This window comes from Bacillus taeanensis, from assembly GCF_003318295.1.
Classification (GTDB): Bacteria; Bacillota; Bacilli; order Bacillales; family UBA6769; genus Maribacillus; species Maribacillus taeanensis.
This window is the reverse complement of record NZ_QOCW01000001.1, coordinates 1-18291: the sequence shown is the minus strand read 5'-3', so window position 1 is coordinate 18291 and position 18291 is coordinate 1. Positions and strand designations below refer to the sequence as shown.

The following is an 18291-nucleotide window of genomic DNA, read 5'->3' as shown; positions in this document are numbered from 1 at the left end:
TCTGTATCTTATCTCTTAAAATAAATCATGTTCTGTTTCATCTTCAATCACATGTGTTAAGCGCTCTGAGAACTGCTGTGCAGCATTCATTCCCATTCGTTTTAAACGGAAGTTCATCGAAGCGACTTCAATGATAACGGCTAAGTTACGACCAGGGCGCACTGGAATCGTTAGTTTTGTAACATCTGTATCAATAATTCTCATTCGATCTTCTTCTAAGCCAAGACGATCATATACTTTCTTTGAATCCCAAAGTTCGAGATTAATAACGAGTGAGATTTTTTTGTAGTTGCGAATCGCTCCCGCCCCAAATAGTGTCATTACATTAATAATGCCTAGGCCACGAATTTCTAATAAATGTTGAATCAGTTCAGGCGCACTGCCAACGAGTGTATCTTCCTGTTCTTGACGAATTTCAACTGAATCATCAGCAACTAAACGATGCCCGCGCTTAACAAGTTCTAATGCTGTTTCACTTTTCCCAACACCGCTTGATCCTGTAATTAATACACCAACCCCATATATATCAACAAGCACCCCGTGAATCGCTGTCATCGGCGCTAAACGGCTTTCTAAATAGTTTGTAATACGGCTTGATAAACGCGTTGTTGTAACACTTGAACGCATAATCGGTACACCTGTTTTGCGAGAGGCTTCAATTAATTCTTCAGGAACAATTAAGTCACGAGAAACGACAATACCTGGTGTTTCATCTGTACAAAGCTTCTCCAGACGCTCTTTGCGCTGATCAGCAGAAATGTTCTCTAAAAACGATAACTCCGTCTTTCCTAACAGCTGCAGACGATCGGCAGGATAATAAGTAAAAAAACCAGCCATTTCAAGTCCCGGACGTGAAATATCACTCGTTACGATTGGGCGATGAAGACCCTCTTCTCCGTGAACAAGCTCTAAATTAAATTTATCTACTAAATCTTTCGTGCGTACTTTTGCCATGTTTGTTTCTCCCTTCAAGATCGGTAATATACTCAAAAAGCACCTAAATCCTATTTTAACAAATTTTTTCTCTCTTCCCCATTTTTTATCAAAGGGAATTTATAAAGAATTTATTTTTTTAATAACGATCGATTTTGTTTTGTATAACATATTTATCTTTTAAATGCTAATTAATCTCTTTTTCGTCTAAATAAAACCTTATTACGAATAAACGACACTTATCAAAGAACTTTTTTATAAAAAAACAAAAAAAATTTAGAAAATAATTAAAAAAGTATAACACATTTAAAAATATATGTTATATTATATAAAACACATACATATTGTTGGGGGGAAAATCAGATGATGCAATATCGTTACATTCGTTGGTTTCATGAAATTGGAAAAGAAGATATTCCACTTGTTGGAGGAAAAGGAGCAAACTTAGGAGAGCTTACTCAAAAAAGCGTCAATGTTCCGCCTGGATTTTGCGTAACAGCTGAAGCTTACAGCGAGTTTATTAAAGAACGCGAGCTTGATGGAACCATTATCAATCTCATTGAAAGCATAGATTTAGAAAACAATGATGAACTGCAAACGAAAAGTGCGCAAATTCGTGAGTTGATTCATAAAACAGATATTTTAGAAACAATTGAAAAGGAAATTCGCGAGGCGTATGCACAGTTTAGTCGTCATGTTGGACTTAGCGATCCTTTTGTGGCGATCCGCAGTTCAGCAACAGCTGAAGATTTACCTGAAGCCTCATTTGCAGGTCAGCAGGATACGTATTTAGAAATTAACGGCATTACTGAAGTCCTTCACCATATAAAAAAATGTTGGGCATCCCTTTGGACAGCACGTGCTATTTACTACCGTGAAAATCAAGGATTTAATCATTTTGATGTTTCGTTAAGCGCCGTTGTTCAAAAAATGGTAAACAGCGAAAAAGCTGGCGTTCTCTTTACCGCAAACCCGATTACAAATGAACGCAATGAAATGATGATTAACGCAAGCTGGGGGTTAGGTGAAGCTGTTGTTTCTGGAATTGTTACACCTGATGAATACATTGTTGATAAAAAGCGGTTAAAGATTGTCGAAAAGCATATCGCTGAAAAAAATACACTTGTTGTAAAGAAACAAAATACAGTTGGAACAGCTGAAGTTGCTGTAAAAGAGTATCTCGGTCAAGCGCAGGTAAGTGCCCAATGTTTATCAGAAAGAGAAATTATTCACCTTTCCAAAAGCGGTATTCGCATTGAAGAATTATACAATGCCCCGCAGGATATCGAATGGGCATTAGATGCTGATACGAAAGAATTGTACATTTTGCAGGCACGCCCGATTACAACATTAAAGGAGGAAAAGAAAGAAATGGCTCAACAAGTTGAAACAGAACGCATTATGCTCGTTCGTGGTCTTGCAGCATCTCCTGGTACCGGAAGCGGAAAAGTAAGAAAAATAAAAGATATTACCGAAATTTCGCTCGTTCAAGAAGGCGATATTCTCGTAACAATTATGACAAACCCAGATATGATTCCAGCGATGAAAAAAGCGGCAGCCGTTGTAACAGATGAAGGCGGACGCACATGTCATGCGGCAATCGTTTCACGCGAGCTTGGTATTCCTTGTATTGTTGGCTCAAATACAGCAACACATGTATTAGAAGATGGAATGGACGTAACCGTGGATGCAACCCGCGGGGTAGTGTATAGAGGAACGATTATGCAGGAAGAGAAAAAAGAAGCAAGTTCTCACGTACAACCACAGCAGGCAGTTGATGAAGCAATGCTCCACCAGCTCGCACCAATTACAGGAACGAAAGTATACATGAACCTTGGTGAGCCGGATATGATTGGGAAATACAAAAACTTTCCATTTGATGGAATCGGTTTAATGCGCACTGAATTTATTTTCTCAAATCTTGTTGGCGCCCATCCGATGTACCTTTTAAAAACAGGGCAAGGCAATGTGCTTGTTGAGAAAATGGCAGAAGGAATTACAAAGGTTGCCCAAGAGATTTACCCGAAACCAATCGTTGTGCGCTTAAGCGATTTCCGTTCCAATGAATTTCGCGGCTTAACAGGCGGAGATGAAGTCGAACCGATTGAAGCCAATCCAATGATCGGCTGGCGCGGTGTTTCTCGCTACATTTCACCGGAATACGAAGAAGGCTTCCGCTTAGAATGCCAAGCGATTAAAAAAGTTCGTGACGAATACGGTTTAACAAATGTGTGGACGATGCTTCCATTCGTACGAACAACATGGGAAGTAGAAAAAGTAAAGAAGATTATGGCAGAAGAAGGTCTTGTTCAGGACAATTCCTTTAAAATTTGGATTATGGCAGAAGTACCGTCTGTTATTTTCGCTGCAGAAGAATTTGCGCAGCTTGTCGATGGCTTCAGCATCGGCAGCAATGATTTAACGCAATTAATTCTTGGCTCTGATCGTGATTCTGGTATTTTAAACAGCATGGGTTATTTTGATGAGCGCAACATTTCAGTGAAGCGCGCGATTAAAATGTTAATCAAAGGTGCTCATAAACACGGTAAAACCGTTTCAATTTGCGGTCAAGGTCCATCGCTCTACCCTGAATTTACTGAATTCCTCGTTCAAGAGGGAATCGACAGCGTCAGCATTAATCCTGATACAGTCGCCTACACAAGACGACTCGTTGCCTCTGTTGAACAGCGGTTAATTTTAAATAAAATGCGTAATCTTTAATACAAAAAGTAACAAGCAGACTCAGATGAGTCTGCTTGTTATTTTTTACCACGCTTTTCAATTTCCTGTGAAACGACAAAGGCAAGGTCATCGTTGCCAAACAGGGAAAGCACACCAAGAACAGTTTGATCAGCAATCTCGCCTGCTTCTTCTTTTGGTACAGTTAATTCAAGTGTTTTATGAAGAGCGAGATTATTACCTTGATCCGGATAAGCCTTTTTATATGTTTCAAGCGGATCTAGCTCATTGTTTATACACCACTGGGCAAATACTAAGATCATCATATTTTCATCCTGCTGATAGTTTTGAATGACTTTTTCTTCTATATCCTTTTTATTCATGGAGTTTCTTCCCTTCTCGTTTTAAAAAGATTACCTCTTTGATTTATTTTGAAACGGTTCAATAATCACCTTTTGAATCATTACGTTTAACAGGCTGATAATAATTGATGCTAATACAGCACTAGCAAAGCTGTCAATCACAAACATATCTCCCATTACTGCGGCTGTTAACATGAGGGTAACTGCATTAATGACAATTAGGAAGAGCCCAAGCGTTAAGAACGTAATAGGGAGTGTTAATAAGACAAGAATTGGTTTTACGAGAATGTTCATGACCGATAAAATCATACTTGCCAGGATGGCCGCTGTGACACTTTCTAAGTAAAATGAATCTAAATATCCAGCCACAACAATTAAGACAAGGCTGTTAACGAGAAGGGAAACAATCCAATTTCGAAGCATTATTTTACAACTTCACTTTCATTTGGGATAACAAACATTCCGATCACATAGAGAATGGCTACTGGAAATAATCCTGTTAAAAAGAGCGCGATGATTAGTCCAATTCGAATAAGTGTTGGATCAATATGAAAGTAGTGACCTAATCCCCCGCTTATTCCTGCAATCTTTCGGTTTGTTTCAGAACGAACTAACTTTTTCATGTTTAATAAATCCCCTTTAGTATAAGTTTTTCACTGAAATCGAGCCTGCTTTTGAATTTGCTGTAATAGTAATTTGCTTTTCGAATTCTTTGTTGGCGTAAAACTTCAGGAAACGGGCAGCCATTTCTTTTTTCTCTTCTTCTATTTCAAATGACGATAATTCACATGAAAGAGCGCCAACCGCTGACTTTAACTCACCGTCTACTCGAAATTTTTCAGGTACACAAACATTCACGCTTCCTGTCATTGATTTCACATTCACAATCCCATCATGTTTCATCTCAATGATAATCGCTCCATTTAATGACTCTGCCTCAATTTCTTTAAAACAGCCTGCTGCTTTAATTGCGCCATTTACCGTTTCCAATTCAACTTTATGAAAAACACTATCCTCTACTTCCAATGCACCATTGGCAGTTTCAAAATTCCCTTCATGACTTTTAATATTTGTAAAGGCAAGATTTCCATTGACTGTTTTAATTTTCAGCTTTTCCACATTCATATTTTTCCCTGACACATGACCATTAAACATTTTCACAGCAATGGTCTCATAAACCTTCATCGGTATGAAGATAGTTGCTGCTGCTTTTATTTCTGCTTCATGACATATAAACGATAAGCTGTTATTTTTTACAGAAACAACGGCTTCTCGTAAAAACTTTTGCCGTGCTTCTTTACTGTTCGTTACTTTATAAACTTTTGCCTTACAATCAATTTGGACATGCGCCTGCTCCCAAGGTACAAAGTGAACGTCCCCATTTTTTAATGAAACATGAAGATCTTGAAGGTCTTTCACTTCTTGATGAAAAATATGATTTACAGCTTCTGACGGGCCGAAGTTAAAATCAAGATCCACATCTTTAATTTTTTGCACTAAACTGCCGAGAAACTGTGTTACTTTCGAAACAGAGGAGGATTGTTTATAGGATTCTGTTTTTTCTTTCTTAGATTCCATATCAATGTAAGTGGACAAGCTGCTTACTGGTTCTTCATCTTTCAGCGCTTCTTTCTCCCCAACCGCTTTTAACAAACGCTCTGCTTCTTCCACACTAATCTTTCCGTCTTCCACCATCTTTAAAATCATCTTCTTTTCATCGCTCATCTGATCCACTCCTTTTTAGCGCATTAAAATTCGAATACCTTGGACAATATTCCAAATCGTAATAATTAATGATAATAAACCAAACAAAACAAAGGTAGTAATTACAGCAATTCCAAAGAAATCTGCTGCTCCTGAGAAGATTCCTATAATAAGCAGGACAACTGCTAAAAATGGCACAAGATGTGATAAAAGCGAACGCTTCGCATGATCTTTTACAAACGTATCTGTTGCGACAAACCAAACGATAATTGGCAGTAAAAATGGTGCAAAAAAAACGCTGAAATAACAAAGGGATGCTAATATCTTTTCAGTTGACATTGTAATCAATCTCCTTCAATGGTTTCTGTTCTTATTTACGAAGAGAGATTATGAAAGGTTTCAAAAATTTCTGTTGAAACAAATGTCTTTTCCACATGGACAAATAAGGGGTGTTTGTCTTTTTGCGGGGTCAGACCCCTATAAGGAAAAAAATAGATCCCTCATTAAAGGGATCCATTTTTCACACTGATTGCATTTCATTTAATTTTTCTTCCATCCGTTTTTGATCGCGCTCTAACACTGGTGCAAGGTAGCGTCCTGTATGAGAGGCTTTTACTTTTGTGACCTCTCCTGGTGTACCGGCTGCAACAATTTGGCCGCCTTTATCGCCACCTTCTGGACCGAGGTCGATTAAGTAGTCAGCTGTTTTAATGACATCAAGATTATGTTCAATGACAAGAACAGAATCACCATTCTCAACAAGGCGCTGCAGGACGACTAAGAGACGTGAGATATCGTCAACGTGAAGACCAGTTGTTGGTTCATCTAAAATGTAGAGCGTTTTTCCTGTTGAGCGGCGGTACAGCTGACTGGCAAGCTTGACACGCTGTGCTTCTCCACCAGACAGCGTTGTTGCCGGCTGTCCGAGTGTAATATAGCTTAGTCCGACATCAAACAATGTTTGCAGCTTTCGCTTAATACGCGGAATGTTTTCAAAGAAAGTTAATGCTTCTTCAACCGTCATTCCTAAAATATCAGCAATGTTTTTTCCTTTATACATCACTTCCAATGTTTCGCGGTTATAGCGTTTGCCGTGACATACTTCACATGGAACATAGACGTCAGGCAGGAAGTGCATTTCAATTTTAATAATCCCATCACCGCGGCATGCTTCACAACGGCCGCCCTTTACGTTAAAGCTGAAACGGCCTTTTTTGTAGCCGCGTACTTTCGCCTCATTTGTTTGCGCGAATACATCGCGAATGTCATCAAACACGCCTGTATATGTGGCTGGATTTGAACGCGGTGTACGACCGATCGGTGATTGATCAATATCAATTACCTTATCTAAATGTTCTAAGCCTTTAATTTCCTTATGCTCACCAGGTTTTTCTTTTGATTTATGAAGCGTTTGTGACAGCTTCTTAAAAAGGATTTCATTAATCAGCGTACTTTTTCCCGAACCTGACACCCCTGTTACACACGTAAAGATGCCGAGTGGGATTTTTGCATTCACATGCTTTAAGTTGTTTTCAGCCGCACCGATAATTTCAATAAAACGATCGGTTGTTTCTCTTCGCTTATCTGGAAGCGGAATAAACTTTTTCCCTGATAAATATTGTCCTGTTAAGGAGTTATTATCATTCATAATTTCTTCCGGCGTTCCTTGAGCAGTAATTTGACCGCCATGAGCACCTGCTCCCGGTCCAATATCAATTAAATAGTCGGCCGCCATCATCGTATCGTCATCATGTTCAACAACGATTAACGTATTGCCAAGATCGCGCATTTCTTCTAACGTTGAAATTAAGCGGTCATTGTCGCGCTGGTGAAGACCAATGGAAGGCTCATCAAGCACATATAACACACCCGTTAAACGTGAACCAACTTGCGTAGCAAGACGAATTCGCTGCGCTTCTCCGCCTGAGAGCGTACCAGCCGAACGGCTTAGTGTTAAATAATCTAACCCAACATTGACAAGAAAACGAAGACGATCGCAAATTTCTTTAAAAATCATCCGGCCAATCTGCATTTCTTTATCTGTCAGTGTGACACTTTCAAAAAACTCGAGCGCTTCTTGAACAGATAGCGCGGTTATCTCACCAATATGTTTATCATTCACTTTAACAGCAAGCGCTTCTTTTTTCAGGCGGTGCCCTTTACATGTTGGACAAGGCTTTTGTGCCATATATCCTTCCATCTGTTCGCGAATGTAATCAGAACTCGTCTCACGATAGCGTCGTTCAACATTGGCGACGACTCCTTCAAATGGAATATGATTTTCACGCACCTGTCCAAAATCATTTTCGTAGCGGAAATAAATTTTTTCACCGTTTGAACCAAACAACAGTTTATCCATTTGATGTTTTGGCAGTTCGTTTACCGGTACATCCATATCAATCCCAAAATGATCAGCAGCACTTTTTAAAAGCTGTGGATAATATTGCGAACTTGTCGGCTCCCATACAGCAATTGCATGATTATTTAATGATTTCTCCCAATCAGGAATCACTAAATCTAAATCTACTTCAAGTTTTGTTCCAAGGCCGTCACAAGCCGAGCATGCTCCAAATGGGCTGTTAAATGAAAAGAGACGCGGTTCAAGATCACCGATTGTAAATCCGCAGTAAGGACAAGCATGCTGCTGATTAAAAAGGAGCTCTTCTTCTCCAATCACATCAACAATGACACGACCTTCCGCAAGATTTAACGCTGTTTCAAGCGAATCAGCAAGACGTGATGAAATCCCATCTTTTACAACAATTCGGTCCACCATTACTTCAATTGAATGTTTTTTATTTTTTTCAAGCTGAAACTCTTCTGAGACATCGCGCACTTCGCCATCTACACGAACCCGCACATACCCCTGCTTTTTAATCATTTCAAATACTTTTACATGCTCCCCTTTTCTTCCTGACACAACCGGTGCTAAAATTTGCAGCTTCGTTCGCTCAGGATAGTCTAAAATACGATCAACCATTTGTTCAATCGTCTGTGAAGTAATTTCCACACCATGACGGGGACAAATTGGACGACCAACACGCGCATATAAAAGGCGTAAATAGTCGTAAATTTCAGTTACAGTTCCGACTGTCGAGCGTGGATTGCGGCTTGTTGTTTTTTGATCAATGGAAATCGCAGGCGACAGCCCTTCAATTGCATCAACATCCGGCTTGTCCATTTGCCCTAAAAATTGGCGGGCATAAGCAGACAGCGACTCGACATAACGGCGCTGTCCTTCCGCATAAATCGTATCAAACGCGAGAGAAGATTTTCCTGATCCTGATAAACCAGTTAACACAACAAGCTGATCTCTCGGAATGGATACATCAACATTTTTCAAATTATGAGCACGTGCTCCTTTGACGACGATTGCTTTATTCTTCATGGTTTCGTCATCCTTCCGCTTTGAATTCTAGTAAAATATCTCGAAGCTCCGCTGCGCGTTCAAAGTTAAGCTGGCGCGCTGCTTCTTTCATTTCATTTTCCATCTCTTCAATTGTTTTTTGACGTTCAGACTTTGTCATCTGTTTCAGAGACTTCTGTACATTGTAGGCTGTATTGTCTTCCGCTGCTTTTGTGGCGCGAATCAGCTCTGGTACAGATTTTTGAATTGTCATCGGCGTAATGCCGTGCTGTTTATTGTAAGACTCCTGCATTTCACGACGGCGCTTCGTTTCGGAAATGGCTATGTCCATTGACTTTGTTATTTTATCGGCATACATAATCACATGACCATTGGCATTTCGTGCGGCCCGGCCAATTGTTTGGATAAGCGAGCGTTCTGAGCGTAAAAACCCTTCTTTATCAGCATCAAGAATTGTAACGAGTGATACTTCTGGAAGATCGAGGCCTTCTCGCAGTAAATTAATACCTATTAATACGTCAAACACACCGAGCCTGAGATCACGAATAATTTCAATTCGCTCTAATGTTTTTATTTCAGAGTGCAGATAACGCACTTTAATATCCATTTCTAACAAATAATCCGTTAAGTCTTCTGACATCTTTTTCGTTAACGTTGTTACAAGCACACGCTCATTTTTAGCGACCCGCTCATGAATTTCATCGAGCAAGTCATCAATTTGTCCTTCAATTGGCCGAACATCAATCGTTGGATCTAATAATCCTGTTGGACGAATGATTTGTTCTACCACTTCCGGACAGTTTTCAAGCTCATAAGGTCCAGGTGTTGCCGATACGTAAACGAGCTGATGCGATTTTTCTTCAAACTCCGCAAATGTTAACGGACGGTTATCTTTTGCAGATGGAAGGCGGAAGCCGTGATCAACAAGCACCTGCTTTCTCGCTTGATCTCCATTATACATTCCACGAATTTGCGGCAGTGTAACGTGGGATTCATCAATAATAACTAAATAATCATCTGGAAAATAATCTAAAAGTGTATACGGCGTTGATCCTGCTTCACGTAATGTTAGATGGCGTGAATAGTTTTCAATCCCGGAACAAAATCCCATTTCCGCCATCATTTCAAGATCATAACGGGTACGCTGTTCAAGACGCTGTGCTTCAAGAAGCTTTCCAGCCTCATGCAGTTCTTTTAAACGCTCTTCAAGTTCTTCTTCAATTCGTTTAATCGCCACTTTCATTTTCTCTTCCCGTGTTACGAAGTGTGAAGCTGGGAAAATTGCCACATGATCGCGTTCCCCGAGTATTTCTCCTGTTAACGCATCAATTTCTGTAATCCGATCAATTTCATCACCGAAAAACTCAACACGAATACAATGTTCATCACGTGATGCTGGAAAAATTTCAACAATATCACCGCGGACGCGAAATGTTCCGCGTACAAAGTTAATATCATTTCTTGAATACTGTACATCAACAAGATTACGAAGCAGGCCATCGCGATCTTTTTCCATTCCGCTTCGAAGCGATACAACGAGCTCGCGGTATTCTTCTGGTGATCCTAACCCGTATATACACGAAACACTGGCAATAATGATCACATCATTGCGCTCAAACAAGGAACTTGTTGCCGAGTGGCGCAGTTTATCAATTTCATCGTTAATGCTTGCGTCTTTTTCAATAAATGTATCGCTTTGCGGAATATATGCTTCTGGTTGATAGTAGTCATAATAGCTGACAAAATATTCGACTGCATTATTTGGAAAAAACTCTTTAAATTCACTATATAGTTGGCCCGCTAATGTTTTGTTATGTGCAATAATTAGCGTCGGCTTATTTACTTCTTTAATGACATTTGACATCGTAAACGTTTTTCCGGTACCTGTTGCACCTAGAAGCGTTTGATGCCGTTTGCCGTTTTTTACTCCTTGGATAAGTTTTTCAATCGCCTTTGGCTGATCGCCTTGAGGAGAATAATTCGAAACGAGTTCAAATGGTTTATTCAAGACAGACATCCCCCGTTCTTCTTTTTCGTATGACTCATTATAACATGGGAATACTCATGATTGGTAAGAAAACGAACTGATATTCCCTTTTTTATTTACCTCATTACTTCCTTTCTTCCCTTTTTAATCGAAATCTAAAATGATTAAAAAAAAGCTTTTGGAAAGTGTCTAAGTAACTTTAACTCCGACGTGTAAAATCCCCTCATTGTTAAACAATATCAACTAAAAAAGAGCCATCCCTTCTTAAACAAAAGAAAGACAGCTCTTATCAATAAATCTACATTTATTTACGTTTTAATTTTTTCTCGATTCTAATACTGAAATAAAAGCCTACAATCACTGAGACAAGCGCAATCATTTGAATAGAAAGAGAGCGGTGAAAGCCGTCAAATACAGCAGTCAGCAGCACAAGTGATAACACAATCCCTACGTATTTATTGTAGGTAATCCGCGTAAAAAAAAGCGGTAAAAGGGCGCCAACCGCTATCGCTACCAAAATCTCACTCATTGTTGGCAGGCCCCTTTCTCTTAACCAACTCTTTTGCCATTTTTTAAATCCTCACTTACAAATAATAATCCCAGCTCATGATGTTCGTTATCAAATAATGAGCGGTTTTCAAAACGAATTTCCCCTTGCTCATCCAACACCTCAAGCTTACAAAACGCACCATTTAACTGAAGAGATTGATAAAACTCTTCAGGGCTTTTTACGCGCTGACCGTTTACTTTATGAATAATTTCTCCAATTTTTAAATTCATATTTGCAGCAGGTGTGTACGGTAAAATGCCTAAAATCATTAATCCATTGTTCCGATTTGTAAAATAGGCAGGTGCATCCCGATCTTTCAAGCGCCATTTTAACCCTATAAAAATTCTTATCGCAATAGTTAGCCATAATCCAACCATCGCAAAAATTGAACTGTTTATAAAGAACGTGATCACCACAGCGGTGAGAAAGGCAACCGTTCCAAGAGTAATGACCTTTTTCCCCATTTCTTTTACCGCTCTTTCAGGAACGGTATGACGCACGATTTGCTTAAAACCAATCGCAAATGGAATACAAAGCATACTTACACTTCCAACTTCAGTGAAAAGCGGCCACCAATTTAGACGCTCAACCGCTGTCCCCGGTACGAGAAAGAAAATTGGCAAAAGCCATAATCTGCTTACATCATGTGCCCCGATTAGTTTGCCGCGCTTTCCCTTTAACAGTCTTGGTGACGTACGCTTTTTGGCCTGAAAATAAATTAACAGCCCCTCTGCTAGGATGAGTACGCTTAATAAAAAGAAGACACTTTCTGCAGATGTTTCTTGAAAACCGCTTGTTAGCTTCTTCAAAAATCCGTTTGACGGGTTTACCATTTCAAGCACATATCCTGCAATCATTGTAAAAGCAATCACTAAACTTGGCGACACAGCTTGAATTTGTAGAGACAGACTTAACAAAAAAGCACAGATTGACAAAAGCATTAAGAAACTGTTAGACATAAAAAAGCCTAAAATTAAAAAGAGAAGCGATACAAGCATCCCTGCCGCAAAGCCAGGCAGAATGGCATACAGCAGTTCAAAATGCCGATCAAATACACGTACATTAAAAACAGCACGCTCTTTCTTTACACGTTTTAATCCAAGAAAAAAAGATAATATTAAAAAACCATAAAATAAGGGATGAAAAAATAAAGCGATAAACCCTTTCACAAATGCTATTAACAGCGATTCAACCATTATACATCCTCCAAATTCAAAAAATCAAAAGGAATCGTAGAAACTCATTTATTTTACCATAAGAAAAGTCGAAACGGACGGATTCCACTAAAATGAAATGAAACATTAAATTTATTAGTAAAAATTACCTACAAAAAAAGATCCGCAGAAAAAAATCCTACGGAATCCATTTCGACATTTTCACTTGTCATCCTGCTAGAACTTTCACTTTACGAGAAGTTCTACAGCCTTTTGCAGCTGAATATCATTTTCTTTATTACGAACTTCTTCAATAATAAGTTCCTGCAGCTTTCCAGCCGTTTTTTCATCAATCTTCCCTGTTACTGATAATTCATTTTTCTCTTGAAAAGCTTGAACCGCTTCTTCCGTTTGTTTGCTGAAATAACCATCTGTTCGTCCTGTGTCAAACCCAAGGCCTTTCAGCATAAGCTGGGCGCTTTGAATTTGCTCATTATTCATATCATAACCAAGCGGCTCTTCTTCCACTGTTAACGGATTAGCATAAAAGTAATCTGGCTGCTGTACTTCCACTGTTGGAGCAATACCTTCTTGATGAATCCAATTACCGTCTGGTGTTAACCACTTAAACATCGTAAGCTTCAAATTACTTCCATCGCCCATTTCAATCGTTTGCTGAACGGTTCCCTTACCAAATGATTTTTCACCAACAAGATCATATCCGCCAGCTTCTTTTAACGCACCAGCTAAAATCTCAGAAGCAGATGCACTGCCGCGGTCAATTAGGCCAACAATTGGATATGGTTTCTTTTCCTCATTTGCAGAAAAATAACGCTCTTTCTTTCCGTCTCGATCTTCAATTTGCACAAATGGTTTATCTTTTGGAATTAGCAGTTTGGAAATCGCATCAACACTCTCAAGGTAACCACCAGGATTACCGCGGACATCAATGACAAGTCCATCCATTCCTTGCTGTTCTAAATCCTTTAATGCCGCTTGAAAATCTTTTGCTGTATCACTTGAAAATGAAGTAATTTCAATCACACCAATTTTCTTTCCATCGCTTTGAAGGAGATCAGAATAAACGGTTTCAATCGGAATTTGGTCACGCGTCACATCTACTTTAATGACGTCTGACGCACCTGGACGTTCAATTCCAAGCGTAACCACCGTGCCTTTTTCTCCACGAATTTTTAATACAGCTTCATATAAGTCAAGTTTTTCAGTGCTTTCACCATTAATCGTAATAATTTGATCGTTTGGCTTTAAGCCTGATCGCTCGGCAGGTGAATCTTTAAACGGTGCGACAATTGTAACTCGTCCATTTCGCATCGTTACTTCTGCTCCAATTCCTTCAAAAGAAGAATCTAATGAGTTCATAAACTCTTCCGCTGTTTTTTCATCCATATAAACCGAATAAGGATCTTCCAATACATCAACCATTCCTTGAATGGCACCTTCAAGCAGTTTTTCTTCCCCAATTTCTTTGACATAGCGCTCGGAAATATAGTTATACGTTTTTTCGAGCTTCTCAAACTCTTCATTGACAGCTTCTCGTTTAGCCCCATTGTCTTGAGATGTTCCATTTTTCGCTAGTTCAAACGAAGGCTTGTCATTCATGAAAGAAAGACCAAAGTATGCAGCGCCTGCGCCAACTAAAAGGGAAAGGACCATGAGAAGGCTTACCACTTTTGCGCTTAGTCTCATTTTTGTTCACCTCATTTTTCTTTGCAGGAAAAGGCACCACACCATCAAGATGTGATGCCTTTTCATTTATTTTACTATATGAAAAGCTTGTTTACATTATGTTTGGTATTTTGGAGCAGAAACTTGCCTTATGGTAAATATCTTAACGGATCAACAGAATTTGATTTTGCCGCATTCCATCCCCCAAGATGAAGTTCAAAATGAAGGTGCTGCCCATAGGAATTGCCTGTGTTGCCCATATAACCAAGCATCTGTCCTTGACTAACACGCTGACCGTAAGAAACATTTAAACTTCTCATATGTGCATAAACGGTTGTATAGTTTTGCCCGTTAATATTATGCGCAATATAGACAACATTACCATAACTTGATGAATATTCAGCACGAATAACCGTACCACCCGCTGCTGCAACAATTGGAACTGTTCCACCTGCTGCAATATCAGCACCGGCATGCAGTGTTCCCCAACGGCTTCCATAGCCAGAACTCACATAACCGTTTGCCGGCCAAATAAATGTACTTGACCCAGATGGTTTTGGAGCTGGAGCTGGAGTACTGCTGGTATTGCTGCTGCTTTGTGAATTGCTGGCATTACTAGTATTACTGCTGCTTTGCTGCTTTGCTGCTTCTTCGCTTGCGGCACGAGCTGCTGCTTCTTCACGTGCACGACGTTCTGCTTCTTCGCGTGCAAGCCGTTCTGCTTCTGCTTTTTCTTCTTTAAACGCTGCTTCTTGAGCTGCAAGAAGCTGTTCTGCGTTTTCTAATTCTTCAACATGTGAATGCAGTTCACCTTCTTGTTTTTCTAAACTTTCCATTAACGTTTGTTTTTCAGCCATTTGACTGTTTAACTGCTGTTTTAATCCTTCTAACTCTTTAAGCTTTACTTCAAGCGCCGCAAGCTCTTCTTCTACTTCTACTTTTTTCTCTTCTAATGAAAGCTTGTCCGCTTTATGCTCCTCTAAAATGGTGCGATCTTGTTCTGCAATGACATTCAATGCAGAAACCCGTTCAACAAAGTCCCCAAAGTCTTTTGCACCTAACAATACATCTAAATAGCTAACAGCGCCATTTTCATACATGGCACGCACCCGATCTTTTAAAAGGGCGTCACGCTCTGCAATACGCTCCTTTAAAATCGTGATTTCTTGCTTCAACTCTTCAATATGCTGATTTGTTTCATCGATTTCTGCTTGCTTTTTATCGAGCTTATCATTTGTGTCCATTACCGCTGTATCTAAACGTTTAATTTCACTTTCAACATGCTCTTGTTCTTCTTGAATTTTTGTAATTTCCTCTTTTGATTGCTGCTGTTCTTGTTGATTTTGTTCCTGCTGCTTTTGTACTTCTTCAATTTTTTGGTCAATTGATGCCGCCGCAGCTGAACGGACATCACCAATTGGTAGAACCCCGCTAAACGTTAAAGCTGCTGTTAGCGTGATTACCGCTGCCTTCCGCTTCACAAAAACGCCTCCCCTTAACTATATCCCTTCAACAAATCTCTGTTTGGATGTCAAATTCTTAAGTTTAATCTATCTACCTGCTACACTCTTAAAAACTTTCTAATTGAAACAATACTTCCCCATACGCCAATAAAGGCGCCAATGAACATTAATAAGCCAGATAATTGATAAATAAACGGTGTGACTGGAAGTAACTCTAAGAAAAACACACTCAGTTTATCGTTAAATTGATTATATAAGTAAATATAAGCTGTAATAATGATCGTAATCGGAATAAATGATCCTAATACCCCTAACAGCAAGCCTTCAACAAAAAACGGACCGCGAATAAAGGAATTGGTTGCACCTACAAGTTTCATAATTTCAATTTCTTTACGACGAGCGACAATTGTAAGCTTAATTGTATTAGCAATTAAAAACATTGCCGTAAAAATCAGCCCAATAATAAAGATAAGACCTATATTTCGCGCTGTATTTATCACTTTAAACAACCGTTCAATCGTTTCTTTCCCATATTGAGCGGAATTGACATGCTCAAGCTTTTCAATTTGCGAAGCCACTTCCATTGTGTCTTGTGGATTTGCCGTTTTTACGATAAAAACATCTGGAAGTGGATTTTCTCCTTCAAGAGATGAAAATACTTTTCCTTCATCTCCTAAGCTTTCAATTAGTTCTTTCAAGCCTTGTTCTTTTGGCTGAAAGGTTACCTGTTCTACTTTGCTAAGAGCTTCAATTTTTTTCTGTAAAGCTGCTGTATCTTCAGGCGTTGTCGCTAAATCAACATGAACACGAATTTCCACACTTTCTTCAAGCTGCTCACTCACCGCATTTAAGTTCATTAAAATGACTAAAAATGCGCCAACTAATAATAATGTGATCGTAACCGCACTTACTGAAGCAAAGGTCATCCAGCCATTTCGACCAATATTTTTTAAGCCTTCTTTTCCATGACGAACAAACGTTTTAGCTTTCATAGCCGTATTCACCTCGATATTCGTCACGAACAATCTTGCCGTCATCGACGGCAATGACTCTTTTTTTGATCGTATTTACAATTTCTTTACTGTGTGTTGCCATCAGCACAGTTGTACCTCGATTGCTAACCTGCTCTAACACTTCCATAATTCCCCATGATGTATCAGGATCAAGATTTCCCGTCGGCTCATCTGCAATAAGAACAGCCGGATTATTAACAATTGCACGTGCAATCGATATACGCTGCTGCTCTCCGCCAGAAAGTTCGTCTGGTAAAAAACGCGCTTTATTCTTGAGCTGTACCAAATCTAATACATCCATGACACGGCGGCGAATTTTTGAATTGCTTTCTTCAATTACTTCAAGCGCAAATGCGACATTTTCATAAACCGTAAGCTTTGGAAGGAGCTTAAAATCTTGAAACACAACTCCAATTTTACGACGAATTTGTGGAATATGACGCTCTTTTAACTGCGCTAAATTGACACCATCTACATACACAGCGCCTTTTGTTGGTTTTTCTTCTCGATATATTAATTTAATAAATGTTGTCTTACCAGCACCACTTGGCCCTACAACATAGACAAATTCACCTTTTCGAATTTTTATATTTATTCCATTTAAAGCCTTTACTCCATTAGGGTAAGACTTGTAAACATCTTTCATTTCAATCACAATTCATCACTTCCTACCCTTCTCATTTCGATGTCCCTTTCAATGTGCTGTTTCATCTTGTTACTTTTGAAGGTTCAACTTAGTACCTCAATCATTATAACATTCAATTTCGTCAATTTGAGACAAAAAAATATTACATTTTCATTTCAATCTTCACAAAAAAAGAGGCTTTCTTCTTAAAATGTCAAAAGAAATCCCACAATTTCAACATATAAAAGTGTCTCTTTTTCTAAAGCTTCCTGAAAATAATTTTTCTATGTAGCTTTTATATTGAAAGTTTATTATTAAAAAAAGAGGCTGGGACAAAACCCTAGTCTGAAAACCTAAAAAGCATGTGAAATTTTACGCTCAGTAAAATTTCACATGCTTTTATTTTTTTCATAATAAAAAGGACATCTTCTGATAAAATTTAAGTACCCCTACCAAAATTTAAACCAGAAAGAAGTGTCCTTATGTTTAAAGATTATAACACGAATCAATTGATTTTACCTTTAGATTTAGAAGTGAAATTACAAAAGAATGATATTGCCTTTTCTATTGATCATTTAGTGGAAAGTATCCCACAAGAAGCGCTGGAACCATTTCTTCGAAATACAGGCTGTCCTGCCTATCATCCACGAATGATGTTAAAAATTATTTTATGCGCTTATACGCAATCCGTCTTTTCAGGTCGTAAAATTGAAGCACTTTTAAAAGACAGTATTCGTATGATGTGGCTGGCTCAAGGTTACGAACCAA

16 protein-coding genes are annotated in these 18291 nt (G+C 38.9%); 2 read left to right on the top strand and 14 right to left on the bottom strand.

The features are described 5' to 3' along the window. Positions 1-15: 15 nt before the first annotated feature. On the bottom strand, positions 16-954 hold the full coding sequence (hprK, locus tag DS031_RS00080) for an HPr(Ser) kinase/phosphatase (RefSeq protein WP_113803895.1): 939 nt from the start codon (positions 952-954) through the stop codon (positions 16-18). A 342-nt stretch (positions 955-1296) separates the two neighbouring features. Between hprK and ppsA the strand changes: the two genes are divergently transcribed. Beyond that, the gene (ppsA, locus tag DS031_RS00075) at positions 1297-3654 is read left to right on the top strand and encodes a phosphoenolpyruvate synthase (RefSeq protein WP_113803894.1); all 2358 of its coding nucleotides are present in this window, start codon (positions 1297-1299) and stop codon (positions 3652-3654) included. Positions 3655-3692: 38 nt separating this feature from the next. On the opposite strand, the gene DS031_RS00070 is transcribed toward ppsA, so the two are convergent. From DS031_RS00070 to ftsE, 13 genes are all read right to left on the bottom strand, one after another. Next, the gene (locus DS031_RS00070; protein WP_113803893.1) at positions 3693-3995 is read right to left on the bottom strand and encodes a hypothetical protein; all 303 of its coding nucleotides are present in this window, start codon (positions 3993-3995) and stop codon (positions 3693-3695) included. Positions 3996-4025: 30 nt separating this feature from the next. Beyond that, positions 4026-4397 carry a phage holin family protein gene (locus tag DS031_RS00065; protein ID WP_113803892.1) on the bottom strand — a complete coding sequence of 124 codons (372 nt, stop codon included), beginning with the start codon at positions 4395-4397 and terminating at the stop codon, positions 4026-4028. Continuing rightward, a complete protein-coding gene (locus DS031_RS00060; protein WP_113803891.1) occupies positions 4397-4597 on the bottom strand; it encodes a PspC domain-containing protein in 201 nt (66 codons plus the stop codon). The genes DS031_RS00065 and DS031_RS00060 overlap by 1 nt, the downstream gene beginning before the upstream one ends. A 16-nt stretch (positions 4598-4613) precedes the next feature. Then, positions 4614-5699: a DUF4097 family beta strand repeat-containing protein gene (locus DS031_RS00055; RefSeq protein ID WP_113803890.1), complete on the bottom strand. Its 1086-nt coding sequence runs from the start codon at positions 5697-5699 to the stop codon at positions 4614-4616. Between the two features lie 15 nt (positions 5700-5714). Next, a complete protein-coding gene (locus DS031_RS00050) occupies positions 5715-6017 on the bottom strand; it encodes a magnetosome magnetite crystal formation protein family (RefSeq protein ID WP_113803889.1) in 303 nt (100 codons plus the stop codon). Between the two features lie 181 nt (positions 6018-6198). Beyond that, positions 6199-9066: an excinuclease ABC subunit UvrA gene (gene uvrA, locus DS031_RS00045; RefSeq protein ID WP_113803888.1), complete on the bottom strand. Its 2868-nt coding sequence runs from the start codon at positions 9064-9066 to the stop codon at positions 6199-6201. 7 nt (positions 9067-9073) lie between these two features. Next, positions 9074-11053, bottom strand: a complete 1980-nt coding sequence (uvrB, locus tag DS031_RS00040; RefSeq protein WP_113804316.1) for an excinuclease ABC subunit UvrB — start codon at positions 11051-11053, stop codon at positions 9074-9076. Between the two features lie 283 nt (positions 11054-11336). Beyond that, positions 11337-11561 (bottom strand): DUF2198 family protein, encoded by a 225-nt coding sequence (locus tag DS031_RS00035; protein WP_113803887.1) that lies wholly within the window; start codon positions 11559-11561, stop codon positions 11337-11339. Positions 11562-11581: 20 nt separating this feature from the next. Continuing rightward, positions 11582-12778, bottom strand: a complete 1197-nt coding sequence (locus DS031_RS00030; RefSeq protein ID WP_113803886.1) for a PDZ domain-containing protein — start codon at positions 12776-12778, stop codon at positions 11582-11584. 204 nt (positions 12779-12982) lie between these two features. Beyond that, entirely contained in the window at positions 12983-14443 is a 1461-nt protein-coding gene (locus DS031_RS00025) for a S41 family peptidase (protein ID WP_245947128.1), read from the bottom strand. Between the two features lie 128 nt (positions 14444-14571). Beyond that, positions 14572-15903 carry a murein hydrolase activator EnvC family protein gene (locus tag DS031_RS00020; RefSeq protein ID WP_113803885.1) on the bottom strand — a complete coding sequence of 444 codons (1332 nt, stop codon included), beginning with the start codon at positions 15901-15903 and terminating at the stop codon, positions 14572-14574. 80 nt (positions 15904-15983) lie between these two features. Beyond that, a complete protein-coding gene (ftsX, locus tag DS031_RS00015) occupies positions 15984-16877 on the bottom strand; it encodes a permease-like cell division protein FtsX (RefSeq protein WP_113803884.1) in 894 nt (297 codons plus the stop codon). Beyond that, on the bottom strand, positions 16867-17553 hold the full coding sequence (gene ftsE / locus DS031_RS00010) for a cell division ATP-binding protein FtsE (protein WP_113803883.1): 687 nt from the start codon (positions 17551-17553) through the stop codon (positions 16867-16869). Before ftsE ends, ftsX begins: the two co-directional genes overlap by 11 nt. Before the next feature lie 452 nt (positions 17554-18005). On the opposite strand from ftsE, the gene DS031_RS00005 reads away from it, so the two are divergent. Further along, positions 18006-18291 (top strand): transposase (locus DS031_RS00005; protein ID WP_142675733.1); only part of this gene is annotated, 286 nt, incomplete at its 3' end.